This window comes from Arminella tubonensis (assembly GCF_003240585.1).
GTDB lineage: Bacteria > Pseudomonadota > Alphaproteobacteria > Rhizobiales > Rhizobiaceae > Rhizobium > Rhizobium tubonense.
Genome location: NZ_PCDP01000040.1, coordinates 133,194 through 155,917, shown reverse-complemented (window position 1 = coordinate 155,917; position 22,724 = coordinate 133,194). Strand labels below are relative to the sequence as shown.

Below are 22,724 nucleotides of genomic sequence, written 5' to 3'. Positions count from 1 at the left end.
ATAAGAACGCTTTCGGCCAAATAGAGGCCGAACGTCCTCGCCACGCGGGAGCTTCTTCTTGATGGCGGATTTTTGAAGAATTTACAACAAAACGGGAGACGAAAATGTCCGACGCCATCGAGGGCCGCCTGACGGAACTCGGCATCACCCTGCCGCCCGCCGCCTCGCCCGCCGCCAACTATGTGCCTTATGTCATCAGCGGAAATCTTCTCTATCTCTCGGGCCAACTACCGATCGAGAACGGCAAGGTCGCTGTGACCGGCCATCTCGGCCGCAATGTGGATGTTGCGGGCGGACAGCGCGCCGCTGAACTTTGCGCGATCAATATCCTTGCGCAGGCAAAGGCAGCGCTCGGCGGCGACCTCGGCCGGATCAAGCGGGTGATAAAGCTCAACGGCTTCGTCGCCTCGGCTTCCGACTTCACGGAGCAGCACCTCGTCATCAACGGCGCTTCAAATCTGATCGCAAGCGTGCTCGGCGAGGCCGGCAAGCATGCGCGCGCTGCCGTCGGCATGGCAGCCCTGCCGCTCAACGCAGCCGTCGAGATCGACGCCGTCCTGGAAATTGCCGAATGAGAGATGTTTCCTGGCTTACCGAACGGCCGGTCGCCCACCGCGGTTACCACGACATGAACAAGCTCGTCTGGGAAAATACGCTTTCCGCCTTTACGCGCGCAATCGAAGCAGGCTTCGCAATCGAATGCGATCTGCACTATGCGGCCAACGGCGTGCCTGTAATATTTCACGACGACGATCTGCAGCGGGTCTGCAATCTTCCCGGCCAGGTGCGCGACAGGAGTTCGGGCGAGCTCGGCCTCCTCTCCGTCGGTGGCACGAAGGATCGCATTCCGACTCTGAAGCAACTTCTGCAGCTTTGCGACGGCAAGGTGCCGCTGTTGCTCGAGCTCAAAGGTCGCAAGTCCGATGACGAGGGCTTTGCAGAAACCGTGATCGAAGTGCTGGAGGGCTACAAGGGCCTTGTGGCATTGATGAGTTTCGATCACTGGCTACTGAAGGAGCTGAAGGCGCTCAATCCGCCCTACCCGATCGGACTGACGGCCGACGGAAACAATCCCGACACATTTTTCCTGCATGACGAGGCCATGCAACTTGGTCTAGACTTCGTCTCGTATTTCTACGGTCATTTGCCGAACCCCTTCGTCACCGCACAGCGCAAGCGCGGCATTCCCGTGATCACTTGGACGGTGCGTGACGAGGCGGCCAGGAGGCAATCATTTGCCAATGCCGATCAGATGACCTTTGAAGGTTTCGATCCCAGGGAGAGCCCAGCCCTCGCTTCATGACAGATGAATTATCCTTCCGAGCCGAACGTTCGTTCAAAGCGATAACTCCGGAAAGCTGGTCAGGGCTTGCCGGAGCTTCGAGATCAGGCAAGCTGTTGCCTTACAATCCCTTTGTTTCGCACGCCTATCTGTCGGCGCTGGAGGAATCCGGTTCCGCCACGGACAGGACCGGATGGCTTGGGAATCATCTGCTGCTCGAGACGGCAAACGGCGCCCTGATCGGCGCCATCCCGGGCTACCTGAAAAACCATAGCCAGGGCGAATATGTCTTCGACCACGGTTGGGCCGATGCGTTCGAGCGGGCCGGCGGCAGCTACTATCCGAAACTGCAATGTGCCGTGCCGTTCACGCCAGCCACGGGACCACGGCTGATGGTCGCGGAAGACCAGAATCGGGCCGCAATACAGCCGGCGTTGGCCGAAAGCCTCAAGGAAGTAACGCGGCAGCTCGGCATCTCGTCTGCTCATATCACCTTCCTGCCGAAGGACGAGGTCTCGGTCTTTGAAACCGACGGTTATCTGCACCGTACCGACCAGCAGTTCCATTTCATCAACGAAGGCTACGCCAACCACGATGCGTTTCTGGAAACCCTCGCCTCGCGCAAGCGAAAGACGCTGAAGAAGGAACGCCGTGCCGCCCTCGATAACGGCATCACCATCGACTGGCTGACGGGCAGCGACCTTACAGAAAACATCTGGGATCAGTTCTTCGCCTTCTACATGGACACCGGCAGCCGCAAATGGGGCCGTCCGTACCTTACCCGCAAGTTCTACTCACTGATCGGCGAGCGCATGGCCGACGACGTTCTGCTCGTCATGGCCAAGCGCGAAGGCCGCTATGTCGCCGGCGCCATTAACTTCATCGGTGGCGACGCGCTTTACGGCCGCCATTGGGGCTGCATCGAGGATCACCCGTTTCTGCATTTCGAGGTGTGCTACCATCAGGCGATCGACTTCGCTCTCGCAAAGGGTCTCGCCCGCGTCGAGGCAGGGGCTCAGGGGGAGCACAAGCTTGCCCGCGGGTACCTACCGGTCACGACGCACTCGGCGCACTTCATCGCGCACCCAGGCCTGCGGCGGGCGGTCGGCGACTATCTCGAGCGCGAGCGGCAGGAGGTCGAGCAGATGGGCGAAATCCTTTCCGAGCACAGCCCCTTCCGCAAGGGCGAGCGGCAGGACAATTGAACGTTCGACCGGTATCAACACCACGTTTTCAGCATGGGGAGAAACGCAGATGAACAACCCGGCCTATGACGGCAACAATATCTTCGCCAAAATCCTGAAAGGTGAAATTCCGTCCTATCGGGTCTATGAAGACGAGCACGCGGTCGCCTTCATGGATGTGATGCCGCAGGCCCCCGGTCATACGCTGGTCATGCCGAAGCAGCCATCGCGCAATCTGCTCGACGCCGACCCGGCGACGCTATCCCATCTGGTCACTGTGGTTCAGAAGGTGGCCAATGCGGTTAAGGACGCCTTCGACGCGGACGGCATCTATATCGCGCAGTTCAACGAGGCATCCGCAGGGCAGACGGTGTTCCACCTGCATTTCCACGTCATCCCTCGCCACGAAGGCGCAGCGCTGAAGCCGCATGCCGGGAAAATGGAGGACGGTGGCGTGTTGGCTGAAAATGCCCGGAAGATCATCGCAGCGTTGGCATAAGGTCCCGGCTGGCGAAACAGCAAGGGACGACAAAAGAAAATGCCGGGCTTTTGACCCGGCATTCTTGTCTTGAGACGCTTACTTCTTCCGCGGCACCTTCGGTACCGTCGTGCCCTTGCGGGCAAGCTTCGGTTCGGCGTCGGTATCGACGCTCGCTCCGACCTTCTTCGCCGAGCGCTTCACTTCGGCAAGCGCGTCGGTCTTCGTCGGACGGACCTTGGTCTTCACGATGTCGCCGTCATCCTCTTCCTCGACCGAGGGATCAATGACCTCGGCTTCGGGCTTAGGCTTGATCTTCGCGGTTTCGGCTATGCATTCGAGCACGATGCCCGGCTTGCCGTCCTCCTTCGGACCAACGGTGACGTTGACGATGCCGCCCTTCTTCAGCTTGCCAAAGAGAATCTCATTGGCCAGCGGCTTCTTGATATTCTCCTGGATGACGCGAGACAGCGGACGTGCGCCCATTTTCTCGTCGTAGCCATTTTCGGCAAGCCAGGCGATCGCATCCTCATGCAGGTCGAACGTAACGTTACGCTCGGAAAGCTGGGCTTCCAGCTGCATGATGAACTTCTGAACGACCTTGTAGATGACCTTGGTCGGCAGCGGTGCGAAGGCGATGATCGCATCCAAGCGGTTGCGGAACTCAGGCGTGAAGAGCCGGTTGAGGGCTTCCTCGTCCTCGCCCGTGCGCTTGGCAGAACCGAAGCCGATCGCGGCCTTGGCCATTTCCGATGCGCCCGCATTCGTCGTCATGATGAGGATGACGTTGCGGAAATCGATCTTCTTGCCGTTGTGGTCCGTCAGCGCGCCATGGTCCATGACCTGCAGCAGGATATTAAAGATATCCGGATGCGCCTTCTCGATCTCGTCAAGCAGCACGACGCAATGCGGATGCTGATCGACGCCATCGGTCAGGAGACCGCCCTGATCGAAGCCGACATATCCGGGAGGTGCGCCGAGCAGTCGCGAGACCGTATGGCGTTCCATGTATTCCGACATGTCGAAGCGCAACAGTTCGACGCCGAGCGACGACGCAAGCTGCTTGGCGACTTCCGTCTTGCCGACGCCGGTCGGACCAGAGAAGACGTAGGAGCCGATTGGCTTGTTCGGTTCGCGCAGGCCTGCACGAGCAAGCTTGATCGCCGTCGACAGAGCCTCGATCGCTGCATCCTGTCCGTAGACGACCGAGCGCAGTTCCATCTCCAGGTTGGCGAGAACCATCTCGTCGTCCTTGGATACCGTCTTCGGCGGAATACGGGCCATCGTCGCGATCGTTGCCTCGATCTCCTTTTCCGTGATCAGCTTGCGACGCTTGGACGGCGGCAGAAGCATCTGTGCCGCACCGGTTTCGTCGATGACGTCGATCGCCTTGTCCGGTAGCTTGCGGTCGGAAATGTAGCGGGCCGACAATTCGACGGCCGACTTGATGGCTTCGTTCGAATAGCGCAGGTGATGATACTCTTCGAAATAAGGCTTCAGGCCCTTCATGATTTCGATGGCATCCTCAATGCTCGGCTCGTTGACGTCGATCTTCTGGAAGCGGCGGACAAGTGCCCGATCCTTTTCGAAGAACTGACGATATTCCTTATAGGTCGTCGAGCCGATGCAACGGATAGCACCCGACGAAAGGGCCGGCTTCAGCAGGTTCGACGCGTCCATCGCGCCGCCCGAGGTAGCGCCTGCGCCGATCACCGTGTGGATTTCGTCGATGAACAGGACAGCGCCGGGATATTCCTCAAGCTCCTTGACGACCTGCTTCAGGCGCTCTTCGAAGTCACCGCGGTAGCGGGTACCGGCCAGAAGCGTGCCCATGTCGAGCGAGAAGATCGTGGCGTCAGCCAAAGCTTCCGGCACCTTGCCCTCGACGATGCGCTTGGCCAGACCTTCGGCAATTGCCGTCTTGCCGACGCCCGGGTCACCGACATAGAGCGGGTTGTTCTTCGAGCGGCGGCACAGGACCTGGATGGTGCGGTTCACTTCCGAGTGACGACCGATCAAGGGATCGATCTTGCCGGTCTTGGCCTTCTCGTTGAGGTTGACGCAGTAGGCCTTGAGGGCGTCCTGCTGCTTCTTCGGGCCGCCTTCTTCCTGCTCGCCGCGGGAGGTCGGCTTGCTTTCGGCTTCGCCCTCGTCGGCACCGCGAGGCGAACGGACCTGGGAGGCGCCCGGACGCTTGCCGATACCGTGGGAAATATAGTTGACCGCATCGTAGCGGGTCATTTCCTGCTCCTGCAGGAAGTAGGCAGCATGGCTTTCCCGTTCCGCGAAGATCGCGACGAGAACATTGGCACCGGTGACTTCCTCGCGGCCAGAAGACTGGACGTGGATGACCGCACGCTGGATGACGCGCTGGAAGCCGGAAGTCGGCTTGCTATCCTCGTCATATCCGGTGATCAGGTTGGACAGTTCATTGTCGACGTATTCAGACAGCGTCTTGCGCAGGGCATCCAGGTCGACATTGCAGGCGCCCATGACGGCGGCTGCGTCAGCGTCGTCGACAAGAGCCAACAGCAGATGCTCGAGCGTGGCATACTCATGATGCCGCTCGTTTGCGTAGGTCAGTGCCTGATGCAGCGCCTTCTCGAGACTAGGCGAAAATGTTGGCACGTTCGATCCTCACTTCTTTTCCATAACACATTGCAGCGGATGCTGGTGTTGCCGGGCAAAATCCATCACCTGGCTAACCTTCGTTTCGGCTACTTCATATGTAAATACACCGCACTCGCCGACGCCGTGATTGTGTACGGATAGCATAATACGGGTAGCACCCTCACGATCCTTCTGGAAGAAACGCTCAAGAATATGGATCACAAATTCCATGGGCGTGTAGTCGTCGTTCAAAAGCAGTACGCGATAGAGGTTAGGCTTCTTGGTCTTGGCCTTGGTACGAGTTATTACCGAGGTTCCGCGATTTCCGTTGTCCCCGTTCTTTTCGCCGTCGTTTTGCATCCGGATCGGCTTGGCGATCATAGTCATTCATTTCCTCAAATCATTCGGCAGAGGGACATATCGTTTCCAAATCATCGGCCGAATATCCGAACCCCTAACTTAGTTCATATTGCTGTGATTTTAAGCCCCCTGCTCAACACTGCAATCACAATTCGTTGCTAAAGCGCTCCGCCGGCAAAAAAGTCCGGCCTCAGCGCGATGCTCCGGCTTAGACAACGAAAAAGACCGGCTGCGCTTAGCGCAGCCGGTCCCGTCGAACCTGACAAGTTCGAAAACACTTATGTGGTAGGCCTTATGCGGCTGCAGAGACAGCCGAAGCAGCCTTACCGGTCGCCTTGGCGACAGGCGCCTCATAGGGCTTGTACACAGTCTTTGCGAGGTCCGCATACATTTCGCTCAGCTTCGTGGCTTCGGAGACGAATGACTCATAATAAGACTTCACGAAATTGGTCTGCAATTCGATTGCCGTCTCGATGCTCTTCACGCCCGCAAGCGCTTCAATGTGAGTTACGCCGTCCTGAAACGACTTCTTCGAGTATTCAGTGGTCTCGGTAGCGATTGCCTGGAAACCCTTGGCAACGTCCGAATAACCCTTCAAAGCCGTATCAATGGCTTCCTTGCTCTTCTTGCTTGCATCATCGAAATTGAACATGTGGCCTCGCCCTCCAGTGGATGATGAGACGACCCTAAATGCGGCGCACAATTAGTCAAGTAGTCTTGTGCGGCGCATCATCAATCTCAGATTGTACTTGGACGCAAAATGGCGTTCCGTAAAGATCGGCCCGGGCCATCGTTTTGATTCTACTAAAATATATCAGGGCGCCACAACTCAAGGCTTCACAGCATATTTTTAGATTTTCGAAGAAAGATCGCTGCCGAGGCAGAAATCTCCGCTAATTTGTCGAAAAATGACGAGCTTTTGCAGGAAATGCGAGCAAATATCCAAGGAAAAGGCCGGAATTCAACGAATCCGGCCCTTTGTCTTACCAAGCGGTTCCTAGAGATCGACGTCGAGGATCGCCATCGAGAAGTTGTAAGAGCGGTCGCCGTCTTCGTCGTCAACATAGACGAGACCCAGAAACTCCTCGCCCAGATAGACTTCAGCGGAGTCGTTCTTGCGCGGACGCGCCTTGACCACCACAAGCGGGTTCAACGTGCGTTTGAAGTAGGCGTCGAGCTTCTTGATTTCATCAGGCTTCACTAAACATCTCCGTGACGGTTCTCGGGGTGGCCGCTTCTTGCATAGGAAAAGCTCGGGTGTAAAGTCGGAAACGTGGCACCGAACTGCTTTCAGCCCTGCCCATCCGGCCGCCTCCGATTTATTCGCTCAAGGGCATCAGATGTCGGCGCCGATGACCTGGTCCATGATGCGCGATGGTTCTGAGCAGCCAGCTGTCCCGACGACCTTGGCAGGCACGCCGGCAACCGTGGTCTTCGGCGGGACTTCCTTCAAGACAACAGAACCAGCGGCAACGCGCGAGCATTGGCCGATCTGAATATTGCCGAGAATCTTCGCGCCGGCGCCGATCAGGACGCCATTGCCGATCTTCGGGTGGCGATCGCTGCCTTCCTTGCCGGTGCCGCCGAGGGTGACGCCATGCAGGATGGAGACATTGTCGCCGATCACCGCGGTCTCACCAACGACGAGGCCGGTGGCGTGATCGAGGAAGATGCCTTTGCCGATACGAGCGGCAGGATTGATATCGGTTTGAAAGACGCTGGATGCACGACTCTGCAAATAAAGCGCAAAATCGCGGCGCCCACGGTTCAACAGCCAGTGGGCCAGTCGATGGGTCTGGATGGCGTGAAAGCCCTTAAAATAGAGCACAGGTTCCATGAAGCGCAGGCATGCCGGATCACGGTCGTAGACGGCCTGGATATCGACCCGAAGCGTCGAGCCCCATTCCGGCCAGTCGCTCAGCATCTCATCGAAAGTCTGGCGCAGAAGGATCGCCTGCATATCGGGATGGTCGAGGCGCTCGCAGATGCGGTAGATAACGCACTCCTCGAGCGAACGATGATTGATCACGGTCGAGTACAGAAAGGCGGCAAGAAGCGGATCCCGTTCGGCAGCAGCACGCGCTTCGTCGCGCATGCTATCCCAAATGGGATCGACGGTCTTCAACGTGCTCACCGTGTCGAGCTGGCGAATGTCTGTTGCTCCGACCATTGACGGTTTCTCCATTTCCCGATTGATAATTGGTTATATAGAGTAAAAGTTCCGCAACATAAATGGGTCGCCACCATATGAGTCTTTGGCATGATTTTGCTGGTGGACCGATCAACCCGGTGCGGTGCCGTCCGAAGCCAAATCAGATCTCTAACCGGCAACCCGCTCGTAGAATTCGAGCACCGCTTTCTTGAAGACACGGTCGCCAACAGCCAGCATGTGATCGCGGTTGGGAATATCCAGCGCGACGGCGTTCGGCATGATGTCGGCAAGTTCCTGCGGAGAACCGGCGATGTCGTCCTTTGTGCCGACCCCAATCAATGCCGGCGCTGCAATCGTCGCCATGTCCTCGCGACTGATCAGGTCGCGGGAGCCGCGGATGCAGGCGGCAAGCGCTACCCGGTCGCTCTTCGTCTGTTCGGCAAAGGCACGGAACATCTGGCCGCGCGGGTGCGTCACCTGATCAAGCGACGGGGCCAACAGCGCGTCAGCTATCGGATCCCAGTCACCGACACCGTCGGTCATGCCGATACCGAGACCGCCAAAGACCAACGAGCGAACCCGTTCAGGGTGCGCCAGCGCCAGGAAGGCTGAGATGCGCGCGCCCATCGAATAGCCCATGACGTTCGCCTCCGATATGTCGAGGTGGTCGAGCAGGGCCACGGCATCATCAGCCATGATCCAGGGCCTATAGGCTTCCGCATCGTGGGGCTTGTCGCTCGCTCCATGGCCACGATTATCGATGGCGATAACGCGGTATCCGGCCTCTCCCAACGTCTTCAGCCAACCCGGGTTGACCCAGTTGACGTTTGCGGTCGAGGCGAAGCCGTGAATCAGGAGGACCGGGATAGCGGACCGATCCCCCTCGTCGAAAAAGGCCAGGTGCAAACCATCATGCACAAAGGTGGAAAAGGCAGGCGTATTCAAATTCATGGCATCGTCCCTCTGGCCGTCACCCTTGATAATTTATCTGATATGCGAGGTGAACCCGCACTCGGCGAAAATCTGTACGCCTAGCCGGACTTTCGCACTACACAATCCGAACGAAGGATTATAAGGTCCGCGCACAATTCAGAAGCATTCGGAGAGCATCATGGCCGGCCACAACATTCCCCACTTCCAGAACGATGGCGGATACCGCGTTATCGAAATCGGCGTGAAGGAATTCATGTGCACCGGTGCGTCGTCTCCTTTCGATCATCCGCATATCTTCATCGACATGGGCGACGAGAGCGAGAAGGTCTGTTCCTATTGCTCGACCCTCTTTCGCCATAACCCTGCGCTGAAGGCCGAACAGACCAATCCTCCCGGCTGCGTATTCCACGTCAGGGCAGCGTAGTTCGAAAGCATCAGGACCGCGTTCACGATGCCGATCAAACATGCGGCCATCATCGGCGCCGGCATCGCAGGTCTTACGGCAGCGCTATCGCTTGCTCGTCACGGCATCCGCGCCGATATCTTCGAGCAGGCCGAAGCGCTGACTGAGGTCGGCGCCGGACTGCAGATTTCACCCAATGCTTCCCGAATCCTCGGCGAACTCGGTGTGCTGGACGCGCTTTCGTCTGCATGGATGGAGCCAAAGGAAATCCGGCTTGTGTCCGGAACTTCGCTCCGCCTGATCGCCTCCATTCCAAGCGGTGAATTTGCCAGGGCTCGGTGGGGCGCACCCTACGGTGCCCTGCATCGAGCGACGCTGCAAAACGCGCTCCTTGGGGCGGTGGCCGCCAATCCGCTTTGCAGCCTGCACCTCGGCAGGCAACTCGACGCACCGACCGCCATGTCGCTCAGCGCGATCACAGGCGAAAGCCCGGAACTGATCATCGGCGCCGACGGCGTCTGGTCGAAGACACGCGCACTTGTGCCTGGCAGCGCCCTGCCCCAATTTACAGGCAATATCGCGTGGCGCTTTACCGTCCCCGAGGTTGCAGTGCCCTCCGTTCTCGACGGAGAAAGCGTCACGGCCTTCATGGGCCCCTCCGCCCATCTCGTCTGCTATCCGATAAAAGAGAAACGCATGTTCAACTTCGTGGCGATCAGCGCCGGCAGCGGCGTGTCGCATGACTGGAGTGCCAGGGGCAGCGATACACAACGCAATCAGCTGCGGAAGCAGTTCACCGGCTGGAACCAGGCGATTTCAACGATGCTGAACGGCCAGGACGACCCTACCGTCTGGCCGCTCTACGAAGTCGGAAGCGGGCGCTGGCATAACGACCGGGATACGGTCCTCATCGGCGACGCGGCGCATGCGATGATGCCCTTTGCAGCCCAGGGCGCCGCCATGGCGATCGAGGATGGTTTCGAACTTGCAGGGATGGTTGCGTCGCGGCCGATCGACGAGGCGCTCGACTCGTTTGAAAAGCGTCGCACGCCGCGTATTGCCCGACTTCGTCAGCGCGGAGCGTTCAACCGTTTCGCCTATCACGCCCGCGGGCCCATCCGTCTCGGCCGCGATCTGGTGCTGTCGCTGCGTCCGCCCCAAAGCCTCGCGGCGGACCTCGACTGGATCTACGGCTATCACGCCATAGGCTGATCAGGCGGCACGCGCTGCCGCCAGACCCTTCTCGATATCCGCCTTGACGTCGGCAACATCTTCCAGGCCGATCTGCAGGCGAAGAACCGGACCCTCCGACGGTGCCTTGCAAATCCGCCTGTCGCTGAGATTGACGTGCAGCGCCAGGCTCTCGAACCCGCCCCAGGAGTATCCGAGGCCGAAAAGCGACAGCGCATCGAGAAACGCGTGCGCCTTGGGTTTGAACCTGTCGACGCCGTCAGCCGCAAGGACGAAGGAGAAAATGCCGCTCGACCCTTTGAAGTCCCGTCTCCAGATGTCGTGGCCGGGAAAGCTTGGTAGTGCCGGGTGCAATACACGCGCAACATCGTCCCGGCCCTCCAGCCACTGCGCAATTGCCAGTGCGCTCTCCTGGTGGCGCTCAAGGCGAACCCCCATGGTCCTTAGGCCGCGCAGCACCTGGTAGGCGTCGTCGGGGGCGCCGCAGATGCCCATGGCGCCGCTGGCTTCCTTCAACTGGGGCCAATGTTCGGCGTTCGCGGACACCGTGCCCATCAATACGTCCGAGTGACCGGCGGGATACTTCGTCGAGGCATGGATGGAGATGTCAACGCCGTGGTCGAGCGGCTTAAAAAACACCGGCGTCGCCCAGGTATTGTCCATTGTAACCACGCAGCCGTGTTTGTGTGCCGTGGCCGATATCGCCGGAATATCCTGCATTTCGAAGGTGTTCGATCCGGGCGCCTCAGTGTGGACGAGCGTCGTATTCGGCCGGATCAGCTGCTCGATGCCGGCGCCGATCATCGGGTCGTAATATTCGACTTCGACACCGAGACGCTTCAGGACCGTGTCGCAGAAAATCCGGGTGGGCCCGTACACGGAATCAACGACAAGTGCATGGTCGCCAGATGACAGGAAGCTCAGAAACGGCACAGAGATCGCGGCGAGACCCGACGGCACAAGGACCGTGCCAGCCGAACCCTCCAACGCGTCTGTCGCCTCGCAGAGCGCGTCCGTCGTCGGTGTGCCACGAGTGCCATAGGTGTACTTCTGGGCACGCGTTTCCATGGCACGGGCGTTCGGAAACAATACCGTCGACGCATGGACGACGGGCGGATTGACGAAGCCGTAATAATCGGAGGGTGAATTGCCGATATGCGAAAGACGCGTGTTGATGCCGGCGTTCGTGAGCGAGGGGTCGTTGTCTTTCATTTCTGTTTCATGCCTTTGGCGCTGACTTAAAAGGCGATTTGTGGGGGTCAAGCCGCACCGGGTCAACCCCGGTCACTTTTCATTCTCAGCGAATACCGCATTGCACCAAACGCAAAGCAATAGCTCAATTAGCATCGATTTTTGGCAAAGGACTGCCCAACAGATACCCAAACGCCTGTTTTCAAAGCAAATTCAGGCAAAATGCCGAATTAAGCCGCAATAATTAAGGCCTTCTCTTGACCATGAATGGATTTCCGACTGTGATAGGATCACTCGCGCCGGGAGGGTGATGGAGATGGCTCGTTTCCGAGCTTTTCGGGCAGCGATACAAATCAACTATAAAACACGTAAAAAAAGGTTGGGAAAAATGACAAAAACGCTTCTGTCCGTAATAATTGGCACAGCAGCCTTGGCATTTGGCGTGTCAGGTGCTTCGGCTTCGACGCTCGACGATGTCAAAGCGAAGGGCTTCGTGCAGTGCGGTGTTAACGGCTCGAATCTGGCAGGCTTTGGTGCGCAGGATTCTGCTGGCAAATGGTCGGGTCTGGACGTCGACCTCTGCAAGGCAGTTGCGGCGGCTGTGTTCGGAGACGTTGACAAAGTCAAATACACACCACTGTCGGCAAAGGACCGGTTTCCGGCGTTGCAGTCGGGCGAAATCGACGTTCTCGCCCGCAATACGACCTGGAGCGCAAGCCGCGACAGCCAGCTCGGCTTCGATTTCCGCGCCATCAACTATTATGACGGCCAAGGGTTCATGGTCCACAAGAGCATCGGCGTGAAGTCTGCGCTCGAATTGTCCGGAGCAGCTGTGTGCGTCCAGTCCGGCACGACAACTGAGCTAAACCTTGCAGACTACTTCAAGGCCAACAAGCTCGAATACAAGCCAGTCGTCTTTGAAAAGCAGGAAGAAGTCGACGCAGCCTATAGCTCGGGTCGTTGCGACGTCTACACAACCGACCAATCCGGCCTGTATTCGATCCGCCTGTCGCTCGCCAACCCCGACGACAACATCGTCCTGCCTGAAATCATTTCCAAGGAGCCGCTCGGTCCGGCGGTACGCCAGAATGATTCCAAGTGGTTCGACGTTGTGTCTTATGCACATTACGCGATGGTTACAGCCGAAGAGTTTGGCATCACCCAGGCGAACGTCGATGAAATGGCCAAGTCCGAAAATCCCGATATCAAGCGCTTTCTCGGCCAGGAAAAGGACGAGACGATTGGCAAGGATCTCGGTCTTGACGAGAAGTGGGCCTATAACATCGTCAAGCTCGTAGGCAACTATGGCGAAGCTTTCGAACGCAATGTCGGCGAAGGCAGCCCGCTCAAGATCAAGCGCGGCTTGAATGCCCTGTGGAACAAGGGCGGCCTGCAATACTCACCGCCGATCCGGTAATCGTCAGCTAGACTGAACTGCGGGAAGACGCTCTGCGTTTTCCCGCAGTCGAAAAAATAACGCCCGAAAAGGGCGAGTGGAAACAGGGGAAAATGTATGGCCGTTGCAGCCGCAGAAGGGACCGGCGATAGCCGTTCGTGGCGTTCTTTGCTTTACAATCAACAACTGCGCCAGTTTGTCTATCAGGCGCTGACTGTAATCTTTATCGCCTGGCTCATCTGGTACGCGAGCACCAATGCGGCGCAAAACCTGGCCAAGGCCAACATGACAACGAGCCTCAGCTTCCTGAACGGTCGCTCCGGCTTTGATATAGCCCAGACTCCCATTCAATATTCGAGCGACTCGACATATTTCCGCGCCCTCGTCCTCGGCTTGATCAATACCCTGATCGTTGCGATTGCCGGGATCATAACCGCCACGATCGTCGGGATGCTGGTCGGCATCGGACGCCTCTCGCACAACTGGCTGATTGCCAAACTTTCGACGGTTTACGTCGAAGTCTTCCGTAACATTCCCCCGCTTCTCGTTATCTTCTTCTGGTACAAGGGCGTTCTGTCGCTTTTGCCGGACGTCAAGAAGTCTTTGTCCCTGCCCCTATCCGTCTATGTCAGCAACCGTGGCATTTACATGCCCGCGCCGGTTTTTGGAGCGGGCATCTGGATCGTACCGATCGCCTTCCTGCTAGGCGTGGTCGGCGCAATTGTCTACACCCGATGGGCCAACAAGCAGCAGCTGGCAACCGGCAAGAGACCACCGGTGCTCCTGGTCAATCTTGGCCTGATCGTGGGTCTGCCTTTGATTGCCTTTGCCATCGCCGGTTTTCCAGTTACGTTTGATGTTCCGGTACTCGGAAAATTCAACATGAATGGCGGCACTGTCGTCGGCCCGGAATTTCTGTCGCTCTATATGGCGTTGTCCTTCTACACCGCCGCGTTCATCGCCGAAATCTTCCGCGCCGGCATCCGCGGTGTTTCGAAGGGACAATCGGAAGCAGCACATGCGCTTGGCATCCGCCCTGGTTTAGCAACGCGGTTGGTTGTCCTGCCGCAGGCGCTTCGCATCATTATTCCGCCGCTCACGTCGCAGTATCTGAACCTGACAAAAAACTCTTCGCTCGCAGTCGCCATCGGATACGCCGACCTCGTTGCGGTCGGCGGAACGATCCTCAATCAATCGGGCCACTCGATCGAGATCATTGGTATCTGGATGGCGATCTATATGTCGCTGAGCCTTGTTACATCGCTTTTCATGAACTGGTTCAACGCCCGTATGGCATTGGTGGAGCGCTAAGATGGACGGTCAGATCGCTTTTGTTCGTCAGAACCTCATCGCCGCTGAAGAGGCCCCGCTTAGTGACAAGACCGTTCGCGGTTGGGCCAGGCACAATCTTTTCGCCACCCCCAAGGATTCGATCCTGTCCGTTGTGGTGGCGGTGGTCGTCGTCTGGTTCCTGGTGTCTGTTGTTGATTTCCTGTTTATCAATGCGGTGTGGATCGGTCACGATCGGACCGCATGCGCAACGATCAACCAGGGCGGCACGCAGCCAGATGGTTGGAGCGGCGCTTGCTGGGCCTATGTCGGGGACTGGTTCACCCAGTTCATGGTCGGCTCTTATCCACGTGACCAGCTCTGGCGGCCGATCCTGATAGCCGTACTGTTCGTGGGGCTGCTGGTTCCCTTCCTGATGCCGTCTGCGCCGCGCAAAGGGCTGAACGCGCTTCTTCTCCTCGTGGCGTTGCCGATACTCGCCGTCATCCTGCTCCTCGGAGGCTGGTTTGGCCTCTCCCATGTCGAGACATCCAGCTGGGGTGGCTTGATGGTGACGCTGATCTTATCCTTCGTGGGCATTGTTGTGTCGTTGCCATTCGGCATCGTGCTCGCCCTTGGGCGGCGATCGAACATGCCGATCCTCAAGGCTGCCTGCATCGGCTTCATCGAACTGGTTCGCGGCGTACCCCTGATCACGGTGCTCTTCATGGCAAGTGTTCTCCTGCCATTGTTTCTCTCGCCCGGGACCAACATCGACAAATTCCTCCGCGCACTCGTCGGCGTGTCGATCTTCGCTTCGGCTTACATGGCGGAGGTCATTCGCGGCGGTCTCCAAGCCATTCCGAAGGGCCAGTATGAAGGCGCAGACTCGCTTGGATTGAACTACTTCCAGAAGATGACCTTCATCATCATGCCGCAGGCAATCAAGCTGGTCATTCCTGGCATCGTCAACACGTTTATCGGCATGTTCAAGGATACCTCGCTGGTATCGATCATCAACATGTATGACCTGCTCGGCATCGTGAAAGCCAGCTTCGGGGATGCCAGATGGCTGACCCCGGTCACACCACTGACCGGACTGATATTCGCAGGCTTCGTTTTCTGGCTATTCTGCTTCGGCATGTCGCGCTATTCAGGCTTCATGGAACGCCATCTAGATACTGGCCACAAAAGATAAGACCCGAGGGAAAAAAACATGGCTGACCCCCTACTCAAGAAACTCACCGTCTCCGAGACCGAAGTCGCGGTCGAAATCGTCAACATGAACAAGTGGTACGGCGACTTCCACGTGCTTCGCGACATCAACCTCAAGGTCATGCGCGGTGAGCGCATCGTTATCGCCGGGCCGTCTGGCTCCGGCAAGTCAACGATGATCCGCTGTATCAACCGACTAGAGGAGCACCAGAAGGGCAGTATCGTCGTCGACGGAGTCGAGCTTACCAACGATCTGAAGAAGATCGATGAAGTCCGTCGCGAAGTTGGAATGGTGTTCCAGCACTTCAACCTGTTCCCACACCTGACCATACTTGAAAACTGCACGCTCGCGCCGATCTGGGTGCGCAAGATGCCCAAGAAGCAGGCCGAGGAGGTGGCGATGCACTTCCTCACCCGCGTCAAGATTCCGGATCAAGCACTGAAATATCCCGGCCAGCTTTCCGGCGGCCAGCAGCAGCGTGTGGCGATCGCCCGCTCGCTCTGCATGAACCCGAAGATCATGCTATTCGATGAGCCGACCTCGGCTCTCGATCCGGAAATGATCAAGGAAGTGCTCGACACGATGGTGGGCCTTGCCGAAGAAGGCATGACGATGCTTTGCGTCACCCACGAAATGGGCTTTGCCCGCCAGGTCGCCAACCGGGTGATCTTCATGGACCAGGGCCAGATCGTCGAACAGAATTCGCCGGCCGAGTTCTTCGACAATCCGCAGCACGAGCGCACCAAACTGTTCCTCAGCCAGATCCTGCACTGAGTAGCACCACCGCTTCGAAACAATATGAACCCGCCACCTGCTGTCAGATGGCGGGTTTCTTTTTAGCTTGGTTTTCGCGAACCGGGCATCCGACAGCATCTTCTGTCACTTGTCGGACGGCCCTCCGAGACTCTTCGATGTATGAAAATCGTCGTTCGTAACTGTAACGTACTTCATGAAACGGGAATTTCTGGAAAGGGTGCTGCCAACGAACCAGGCGGCCGGCATCGACTGTGCGCAGCGTTACAAAGGAGCGGCACCGGATGCTGAGAATATCGATACACGCGCCGATAGTGCTGATTGTTTCTCTGATTTTGGCCTCCTGCGCCGGGCATCCCAAAGGGGTGATGACGCCTGTTGCGGCGTCCACCCTTTCGCCGACTGCATCCAAGGTCGACATGCTCGTCGCGACAAGTCGACTGCCGTCGGGCAACCCCGCAACACTCTTTGCCGGCGAGCGTAGCCCCAAGCCCTTCCTGACAGACGTGACGATCTCGATCCCTGCGGATTCCATGAGAAAGTCGGGGAGCGTCGAGTGGCCGAAGAAACTGCCACCGAACCCGGCGACAGATTTTGCGGTAACGCATGTCGCGCAGATCGACACGATCAAACAGGGACGCGCGTGGTTCCAGCAGCACATCGTCGGTGGCCACGCGCTGGTCTTCGTCCATGGCTTCAACAATACCTATGAGGATTCGGTCTTCCGTTTTGCCCAGATCGTCCATGATTCCGGTGCGAAGGTCACCCCGATCCTCTTTACCTGGCCATCGCGCGCCAACCTGTTCGACTACGAATACGACAAGGAAAGCACCAATTATTCCCGAACAGCATTCGAGCAGACACTGAAGACCCTGGCGCAGGATCCGAACGAGAAGGACATTACCGTGCTCGCCCATTCCATGGGGACTTGGCTGGCGATGGAGTCTCTCAGACAGATGGCGATCCGCGACGGGCGTGTTGACCCGAAGATCAACAATGTGATCCTCGCCTCGCCCGACATCGACGTCGACGTCTTTGCCCGCCAGTTCACCGAGATGGGTCCGGACCATCCCAAGTTCACGATTTTCGTTTCACAGGACGACCGGGCATTGGCGGCTTCCCGCCTCATCTCCGGCGACGTGCTGAGGCTGGGGGCGATCAATCCGGCCGTGGAACCCTATAAGTCCAAGCTGGAGAAAGCCGGAATCACAGTGGTCGATCTCACCAAGCTGAAGACAGAGGACAGCATGCACCACGGCAAGTTCGCTGAAAGTCCCGAGATCGTACAGCTGATCGGCCAGCGCCTTGTGACGGGGCAAACATTGACGGACTCCGACGTGTCACTTGTCCAGGGCGTCACGGCGGTCGTGGCAGGGACGGCGAACACAGTCGGAAAGGTCGCAGCCACTGCGATCAACGCGCCCGCCGCGGCGCTCGAAAACCAGAAACGGCCTGCGAAGGCCGGCCAGCTCGACGGGATCTTGCAGAGCGGTTCCCAGCCGAAGGAGCTGATCAACTGAGGTGACGGCCATGCGGAACGACGAGGACGACGGCGAACCGTTTCTGATTGCCCGCGGCGGTCCGTTTTTCGATGCTCAGAAGCGGATCGGCTTGGTGGCCGGCGACAAATTAAGACCCGCTCGAAGGGCCTTGGTGCTCATCGCCGTGACCTGGGGAATTCCCCTCTTGTTGACACTTGTCGCTGGCACCGCATTCGGCGAACTGGATACTCGCCCATATCTGCTCGATCCCGGCGTATGGGCAAGGTCATTCCTTGCGATCGGCATGTTGATCATAGCTGAAGGCCAGATCGAAGACCGGCTGAGACTATGCGTCGATCAGTTCTTCAATATTCCGGTCCTTGCCGCGGGATCGCTGAAGTCTGCAAGAACTGCGCTATCCGAGGCAAAGCGCAGCAGGGACTCTGCAGGTGCGGAGATCGTCTGCCTACTTGTCTCCATTGCCACATCCTCGTTGGTACTTCACAACATGGACGGCCAGACCGATTCTTCCTGGGCGTTGACTATAGTCGGAGGAAGCAAGTCGCTCAGTCCTGCGGGCTGGTGGTCGATCCTGGTCAGCAATACGATGTTCTGGTTTCTCCTGACGCGCGCGGTCTGGCGGCACATCATCTGGGGGAATCTTCTGGCAAGATTTGCCCGGCTGGACCTGCGGCTGGTCGCAACGCATCCCGACAAGCATGGGGGCGTCGGCTTTGTGGGCGGATATCCGAACGCTTATGTAACATTCACCGTCGCCACAAGCTGCGTGCTGGCAGCGACGATCGCGCATCAAGTTCTGCATGAGACATTCACGGTCACGAGCTTCGGGGCGGTGATGGGACTTTGGCTGGTCGTCGTCTTTATATTTTTCGGAGTCCCCCTCACCTCTTTCGCCATCGCGCTTTCGGAGTTGAAAACGAGAACCCTTCAGGCAGCAAGTCGTCAGGCAACCGAATTCCAGCGATCGGTAGAGCGTAGCACGCTTGGCAGTAACGTTGCCGCGAATGGCGACCACTCGCGACCGGAGCAAGAGATCGCCGATCCGACAAAACTTTACGAGGCCATAGGGAAGCTGTCTCCCCTCATCCTGAACCGATCGACGCTGCTGCCGGTCACCGTCGTTGCATTGCTGCCGCTCATTGCCGTTGGATTGACCCAGCTCCCCTTCAAGGACCTGCTTCCGATCGTCAAACGACTGCTTGTACTATAACGCCAAGGCTTGCCACTTAGCCGGCAAGCCTTGGCCGATTGCTCTATTGAGCGTCGGCAACCTGTTTCGCAGGCTTCTTGAAGCCGAGCGGAACTGAAACCGTCAAGAAGACCGCGTCTCCCTCGGAGCGGTTTTCAGCTGCGAATTCGTGGTAATATTTCACCCTGGCCGCGACAGGCGTGCCACCGACTTCGAAGTTATAGCCGACCGTCGCACCGATTGCGGCTACCCTGCCCTTGAATGGGCCGAGGACGGCGCCTGAACCGCTGTCCCCGGTTACCTGGTCATAGTAGTAGCCAACCAGGCCCGCGGAAAACTGGGGCGAGAAGCTTTACGATATCGCCCATTCAGCGTGGAATTCGTCGCCCGTCCGATAGTTCGTCGCGGGGTTTTCGGCGTTGAACGTCATCCCGATCGTGCCCGAGAAATCCAGGCCGGTCGTCGGGTCGATATAGGATGCGGCCGTGTAGATATCCGCGCCCCAGTGATGGAAGGCAATGTTGGCCAGTTCCCCGTCCTGATAGTCACCGATGGGTATGTTGACGAGGACGCCGCTCTGGATATGTAGGTCTCCGGTGGTCCAGCCGATGAAACTCGAGGCGAGCGGATCGCCGAGTGTGAAGACATCGTCATCTATTCCACGGCTGCGGCCTCCAAAGCGTGGGCTTGAGATGGCGAGATCAGCAGACACATCCTTGTATCCGAACGGAAGCGAAGCGGAGAAGCCCAGCTGACCACCAAGGATCTCGGCGGGCGTGACCCAGATGAAAGTGGGGATTTCGATCGCCGCCTTGCCCGTTACACCAGCTATGACATTGCCGCCCGTCGGCAACTGGCGATTTCCACCGAGATCGCCCTTGTAGAAGTAGAGATCGTTTTGGAAATAGGTGCCGGGCGGAGGCGTTACGCCCGCTGCAGGACCCTTGCTGCCTAGCAGGTAAAAACCCGCGCCGCCTTCTGCCGCATAGGAGCAACCGGCCCCTACGACGAAGAGGGTTGCGGCAAATGCCGCCAGTTTCAGTCTTGAAGTCCGCATACTGATATTCCCCACCGAATCACTCGCACCGATTGTATCGCGATCACGTCTCATCTGCGATGGAATCCGCCACCGCCTCTAAATCCACCACCTCCTCCGAAGCCCCCGCCGCCATGAAAGCCGCCAAAATTCTGGGGTGGGGGACGTTGGAACATCTGGTGTTGAAGGGCTCGCTGGTTGCCAAGTTGACGTCCTGCACGATCGATACCAAGATTGTCCGGCGCGATCGGCTGCGCTCGGCTTGGACGATTGGCCAGGTTCTGGACACCGCCGCCGTTGGCGCCGGGACGGTTGGCAATGTTCTGCCCAGCATTCTTCAGATTGTCTGTCGTTGGACGCTGGACGGGGGACCAGCCGCCGTCCGTGTGTTTTTGCCATTGGCCGTCGTCCTTGCGATAGACGTTGCCATCCCTGCCGGCGTAGACGTCTCCGCCCTTGCCAGCCGCCACGAATCCATGGTTGCCCTCAGACGTTCGCCACTGCGCCGCAGCGCCGTTGGCGTTCGCTCCCGCATTGACGCGGGCGAACTCAGATCCGTGCTTGACGCCCGCGGTTCCCCACGATCCGTACACGTTGCTGCCACCGTGCGCGACCACACCGTTTCCTGTACGAGGATTATATGCTGAGATGAACCCGGCAGCGCCATTCGGACCCGTTATCGCGACGCCACGGATATAGGCGCCCGTCCGGGGATTATAGGCCGCTCCGCCCGCGATCCCACGATAGGGTCCGTAGGCGTAGCCATATCGCCCGAAGGTCCCGACCGCCGGGTTGTAGAATGCGCCAATGCCGTAGGTCAGCGGGCGTGGATAATAGGGAAGATATCCGCCACCAGCCCAACCGGCCGCCCAATACGGGTGATAATACCAACCCGTGCCATAGACGATGGCGTCCCAGGCAAGATAGGCCCCAAGATACCCCATCGTGTAGCCAAACCAGACCGCGCCGGGTTCTGTATTGTAGATGCGAACATAGGTGGCGTTGTAGACGGGCGACGATGGCGGGATGGTGTAGATCTCGGCGGGGACCTCCGTCGCGACCGAGAATGGCCCCGTGGGATTGAGCCCGACAAACCATACTCCGTCCTTCAGCACGAAGTATTTGTCGCCGACCTTGATAACCTGCTCGTTGGTGTTCACTGCATAAGTCAGGGAGGTGCCGTCGATCGGTTCGAACTTCGGATCACCGCTATAGGCGACCTCGACCCCCACGGAACCGTCAGTCGCGACCCGGGCGGTCTGGGGAATGCTGGCCTTCAGGCGGGCCTCGGCATTTTCCGATGTTCCGGGGACAGAAGACCGAACGGCGTAATAGGGAGCATCGTCCGGAATGTTCTGGAAGTCGGAGGGAAGGTTCGGCGTCGCGAACGTCCACGGTCCGCCGAGCGCTGTCGCTGAAAACCATCGCCCTGACAGCAGGATGTACCACTTCCGGTCTGAATCGTTGAAGAAGACGTCGCTCGAACTGTTCGACGCCCATTTCAATGCGGTCCCTGGAACCTTCACGAGTGCAGGCACGCCATCGAACTGGACCAGTTCGGCCGGTTTGTCGGAATAGAATACCTCTGGAAGTTTGCCGTCGGGTAAAGGTGTGGGCGGCAGAGCCGCACGCGCATCTTTCCAGTTGTCATCGTCCGGCAATTTGGAAAACTGCTCGGGCAGTGTCGTGGCTTCTTTCCAGTCGCTGGAGGACAAATCCCTAGCGGTCAGCCAGCTTTTGCCGTTCCTGAGATAATAGGTGTTATCGGCATCGACCTTGAAGAGATCCCAGTTCGTATTGGCGACGAAGGACAGCCCATCGACGCCCTTGACCGGAGCAAACACCGCGGCACCGTCCGTCAACACCAGGATCGAAGCCACATTGCTGGTCAGGATAACGGGCGGATCCGATTTTAGGCCTTGCACATCGTCCATGCGTTTGTAGTCGGCCAGGCTCGCCGCCAGGCGCTCTTCCGGATAGGTGACGCTGCCGGTCGGCATGACCTTTCCGACTTCGAGAGACAGATCGGAAAGCGACTTCCGGTCCAGCGCCGAGAAATTGATGTCCGTGACCTTGATATTGCTCACGATAACATTGTCGGTATCGCCATCGGCTACAGTCTGACCATTGACGGTGAGGATGCCGAAAACCGGCTTTGCTTCCTTTGTCGTCTTATATTCCGTCGCGATGAGCGCCGTAATTTCGGTGAAGTTCTTCCAGTCGGTGACCTGCGGCTGGTAGAGCGTAATCTGGCCGCCGGCGTCGGTCGAATAGACCCGCGGCCAGCTCGGCCTTTCGGCTTCCGACGCGTTCAGGAACTTGCCGTTTGCGAACCCCTTTTGCCCATTGAAGGAAATTGCGCACCAGGCGCCGCTGCTATCGCATTGCCCAAGATCGACGCTGGCGCCCTGAGCTATCTGGCCAAGGCTCTTGTACTGTGTTCCCGGCCCTTGCCGAAAATTAATCTTGGCAGTCGTAACCGCCGGCTCCGCCGAAGCAGCACTTGCAATAAGCGATATTGAAATCACGAGCGATATGATTGCTTTCATCGAAACTCTCCAAATCGTCCAATAGTTAGC

General features: G+C 58.2%; 20 protein-coding genes and 1 pseudogene. 12 read left to right on the top strand and 9 right to left on the bottom strand.

Annotated elements, in window-relative coordinates; translation table 11 throughout:
- Positions 1-104: 104 nt before the first annotated feature.
- From CPY51_RS21085 to CPY51_RS21070, 4 genes are read left to right on the top strand one after another with little or no spacing between them, the layout of a single operon-like run.
- The gene (locus CPY51_RS21085; protein WP_111162183.1) at positions 105-575 is read left to right on the top strand and encodes a RidA family protein; all 471 of its coding nucleotides are present in this window, start codon (positions 105-107) and stop codon (positions 573-575) included.
- Positions 572-1,303 carry a glycerophosphodiester phosphodiesterase gene (locus CPY51_RS21080; protein WP_111162182.1) on the top strand — a complete coding sequence of 244 codons (732 nt, stop codon included), beginning with the start codon at positions 572-574 and terminating at the stop codon, positions 1,301-1,303. The genes CPY51_RS21085 and CPY51_RS21080 overlap by 4 nt, the downstream gene beginning before the upstream one ends.
- Positions 1,300-2,487, top strand: coding sequence for a GNAT family N-acetyltransferase (locus CPY51_RS21075; protein WP_111162181.1), 1,188 nt, complete (start codon positions 1,300-1,302; stop codon positions 2,485-2,487). The genes CPY51_RS21080 and CPY51_RS21075 overlap by 4 nt, the downstream gene beginning before the upstream one ends.
- Positions 2,488-2,536: 49 nt before the next feature.
- Positions 2,537-2,965: an HIT family protein gene (locus CPY51_RS21070; protein WP_111162180.1), complete on the top strand. Its 429-nt coding sequence runs from the start codon at positions 2,537-2,539 to the stop codon at positions 2,963-2,965.
- Between the two features lie 78 nt (positions 2,966-3,043).
- On the opposite strand, the gene clpA is transcribed toward CPY51_RS21070, so the two are convergent.
- From clpA to CPY51_RS21040, 6 genes are all read right to left on the bottom strand, one after another.
- Positions 3,044-5,572: an ATP-dependent Clp protease ATP-binding subunit ClpA gene (gene clpA / locus CPY51_RS21065; RefSeq protein WP_111162179.1), complete on the bottom strand. Its 2,529-nt coding sequence runs from the start codon at positions 5,570-5,572 to the stop codon at positions 3,044-3,046.
- 9 nt (positions 5,573-5,581) lie between these two features.
- Complete coding sequence (gene clpS / locus CPY51_RS21060) at positions 5,582-5,935, bottom strand: ATP-dependent Clp protease adapter ClpS (RefSeq protein WP_111162303.1); 354 nt, start codon at positions 5,933-5,935, stop codon at positions 5,582-5,584.
- 271 nt (positions 5,936-6,206) lie between these two features.
- Positions 6,207-6,566 carry a phasin family protein gene (locus CPY51_RS21055; protein WP_111162178.1) on the bottom strand — a complete coding sequence of 120 codons (360 nt, stop codon included), beginning with the start codon at positions 6,564-6,566 and terminating at the stop codon, positions 6,207-6,209.
- A gap of 345 nt (positions 6,567-6,911) precedes the next feature.
- Positions 6,912-7,115, bottom strand: a complete 204-nt coding sequence (locus CPY51_RS21050; protein WP_111162177.1) for a DUF3126 family protein — start codon at positions 7,113-7,115, stop codon at positions 6,912-6,914.
- A 135-nt stretch (positions 7,116-7,250) separates the two neighbouring features.
- Positions 7,251-8,084 (bottom strand): serine O-acetyltransferase, encoded by an 834-nt coding sequence (cysE, locus tag CPY51_RS21045; RefSeq protein ID WP_111162176.1) that lies wholly within the window; start codon positions 8,082-8,084, stop codon positions 7,251-7,253.
- A gap of 150 nt (positions 8,085-8,234) precedes the next feature.
- The gene (locus CPY51_RS21040) at positions 8,235-9,017 is read right to left on the bottom strand and encodes an alpha/beta fold hydrolase (RefSeq protein WP_111162175.1); all 783 of its coding nucleotides are present in this window, start codon (positions 9,015-9,017) and stop codon (positions 8,235-8,237) included.
- A 160-nt stretch (positions 9,018-9,177) separates the two neighbouring features.
- On the opposite strand from CPY51_RS21040, the gene CPY51_RS21035 reads away from it, so the two are divergent.
- A complete protein-coding gene (locus CPY51_RS21035; protein WP_111162174.1) occupies positions 9,178-9,423 on the top strand; it encodes a zinc-finger domain-containing protein in 246 nt (81 codons plus the stop codon).
- Positions 9,424-9,450: 27 nt separating this feature from the next.
- Positions 9,451-10,614 (top strand): FAD-dependent monooxygenase, encoded by a 1,164-nt coding sequence (locus tag CPY51_RS21030; RefSeq protein ID WP_111162173.1) that lies wholly within the window; start codon positions 9,451-9,453, stop codon positions 10,612-10,614.
- Here the strand turns inward: CPY51_RS21030 and CPY51_RS21025 are convergent, their stop codons facing one another.
- Complete coding sequence (locus CPY51_RS21025) at positions 10,615-11,805, bottom strand: cystathionine beta-lyase (protein ID WP_111162172.1); 1,191 nt, start codon at positions 11,803-11,805, stop codon at positions 10,615-10,617.
- Between the two features lie 367 nt (positions 11,806-12,172).
- Here CPY51_RS21025 and CPY51_RS21020 point away from each other — a divergent pair, with 367 nt between their 5' ends.
- The 6 genes from CPY51_RS21020 (at position 12,173) to CPY51_RS20995 (ending at position 19,130) form a co-directional block, all read left to right on the top strand.
- Entirely contained in the window at positions 12,173-13,201 is a 1,029-nt protein-coding gene (locus tag CPY51_RS21020; protein ID WP_111162171.1) for an amino acid ABC transporter substrate-binding protein, read from the top strand.
- 96 nt (positions 13,202-13,297) lie between these two features.
- Complete coding sequence (locus CPY51_RS21015; protein ID WP_111162170.1) at positions 13,298-14,491, top strand: amino acid ABC transporter permease; 1,194 nt, start codon at positions 13,298-13,300, stop codon at positions 14,489-14,491.
- Position 14,492: 1 nt separating this feature from the next.
- Complete coding sequence (locus CPY51_RS21010; protein ID WP_111162169.1) at positions 14,493-15,647, top strand: amino acid ABC transporter permease; 1,155 nt, start codon at positions 14,493-14,495, stop codon at positions 15,645-15,647.
- A gap of 18 nt (positions 15,648-15,665) precedes the next feature.
- Complete coding sequence (locus tag CPY51_RS21005; protein WP_111162168.1) at positions 15,666-16,439, top strand: amino acid ABC transporter ATP-binding protein; 774 nt, start codon at positions 15,666-15,668, stop codon at positions 16,437-16,439.
- Between the two features lie 263 nt (positions 16,440-16,702).
- The gene (locus tag CPY51_RS21000) at positions 16,703-17,938 is read left to right on the top strand and encodes an alpha/beta hydrolase (RefSeq protein WP_111162167.1); all 1,236 of its coding nucleotides are present in this window, start codon (positions 16,703-16,705) and stop codon (positions 17,936-17,938) included.
- A gap of 10 nt (positions 17,939-17,948) precedes the next feature.
- Positions 17,949-19,130, top strand: coding sequence for a hypothetical protein (locus CPY51_RS20995; protein WP_146260152.1), 1,182 nt, complete (start codon positions 17,949-17,951; stop codon positions 19,128-19,130).
- A 43-nt stretch (positions 19,131-19,173) separates the two neighbouring features.
- Here CPY51_RS20995 and CPY51_RS20990 read toward each other — a convergent pair.
- Positions 19,174-20,166 (bottom strand): annotated as a pseudogene (locus CPY51_RS20990) (SphA family protein).
- Between the two features lie 50 nt (positions 20,167-20,216).
- Positions 20,217-22,694: an SH3 domain-containing protein gene (locus CPY51_RS20985; protein WP_111162165.1), complete on the bottom strand. Its 2,478-nt coding sequence runs from the start codon at positions 22,692-22,694 to the stop codon at positions 20,217-20,219.
- Between the last annotated feature and the right edge of the window lie 30 nt (positions 22,695-22,724).

Coding starts and splice junctions, on each gene's coding strand:
- CPY51_RS21085 (WP_111162183.1), top strand. CDS start 105: ATGTCCGACGCCATCGAGGGCCGCCTGACGGAACTCGGCATCACCCTG.
- CPY51_RS21080 (WP_111162182.1), top strand. CDS start 572: ATGAGAGATGTTTCCTGGCTTACCGAACGGCCGGTCGCCCACCGCGGT.
- CPY51_RS21075 (WP_111162181.1), top strand. CDS start 1,300: ATGACAGATGAATTATCCTTCCGAGCCGAACGTTCGTTCAAAGCGATA.
- CPY51_RS21070 (WP_111162180.1), top strand. CDS start 2,537: ATGAACAACCCGGCCTATGACGGCAACAATATCTTCGCCAAAATCCTG.
- clpS (WP_111162303.1), bottom strand. CDS start 5,935: ATGATCGCCAAGCCGATCCGGATGCAAAACGACGGCGAAAAGAACGGG.
- CPY51_RS21055 (WP_111162178.1), bottom strand. CDS start 6,566: ATGTTCAATTTCGATGATGCAAGCAAGAAGAGCAAGGAAGCCATTGAT.
- cysE (WP_111162176.1), bottom strand. CDS start 8,084: ATGGTCGGAGCAACAGACATTCGCCAGCTCGACACGGTGAGCACGTTG.
- CPY51_RS21040 (WP_111162175.1), bottom strand. CDS start 9,017: ATGAATTTGAATACGCCTGCCTTTTCCACCTTTGTGCATGATGGTTTG.
- CPY51_RS21035 (WP_111162174.1), top strand. CDS start 9,178: ATGGCCGGCCACAACATTCCCCACTTCCAGAACGATGGCGGATACCGC.
- CPY51_RS21030 (WP_111162173.1), top strand. CDS start 9,451: ATGCCGATCAAACATGCGGCCATCATCGGCGCCGGCATCGCAGGTCTT.
- CPY51_RS21025 (WP_111162172.1), bottom strand. CDS start 11,805: ATGAAAGACAACGACCCCTCGCTCACGAACGCCGGCATCAACACGCGT.
- CPY51_RS21020 (WP_111162171.1), top strand. CDS start 12,173: ATGACAAAAACGCTTCTGTCCGTAATAATTGGCACAGCAGCCTTGGCA.
- CPY51_RS21015 (WP_111162170.1), top strand. CDS start 13,298: ATGGCCGTTGCAGCCGCAGAAGGGACCGGCGATAGCCGTTCGTGGCGT.
- CPY51_RS21010 (WP_111162169.1), top strand. CDS start 14,493: ATGGACGGTCAGATCGCTTTTGTTCGTCAGAACCTCATCGCCGCTGAA.
- CPY51_RS21005 (WP_111162168.1), top strand. CDS start 15,666: ATGGCTGACCCCCTACTCAAGAAACTCACCGTCTCCGAGACCGAAGTC.
- CPY51_RS21000 (WP_111162167.1), top strand. CDS start 16,703: ATGCTGAGAATATCGATACACGCGCCGATAGTGCTGATTGTTTCTCTG.
- CPY51_RS20995 (WP_146260152.1), top strand. CDS start 17,949: ATGCGGAACGACGAGGACGACGGCGAACCGTTTCTGATTGCCCGCGGC.
- CPY51_RS20985 (WP_111162165.1), bottom strand. CDS start 22,694: ATGAAAGCAATCATATCGCTCGTGATTTCAATATCGCTTATTGCAAGT.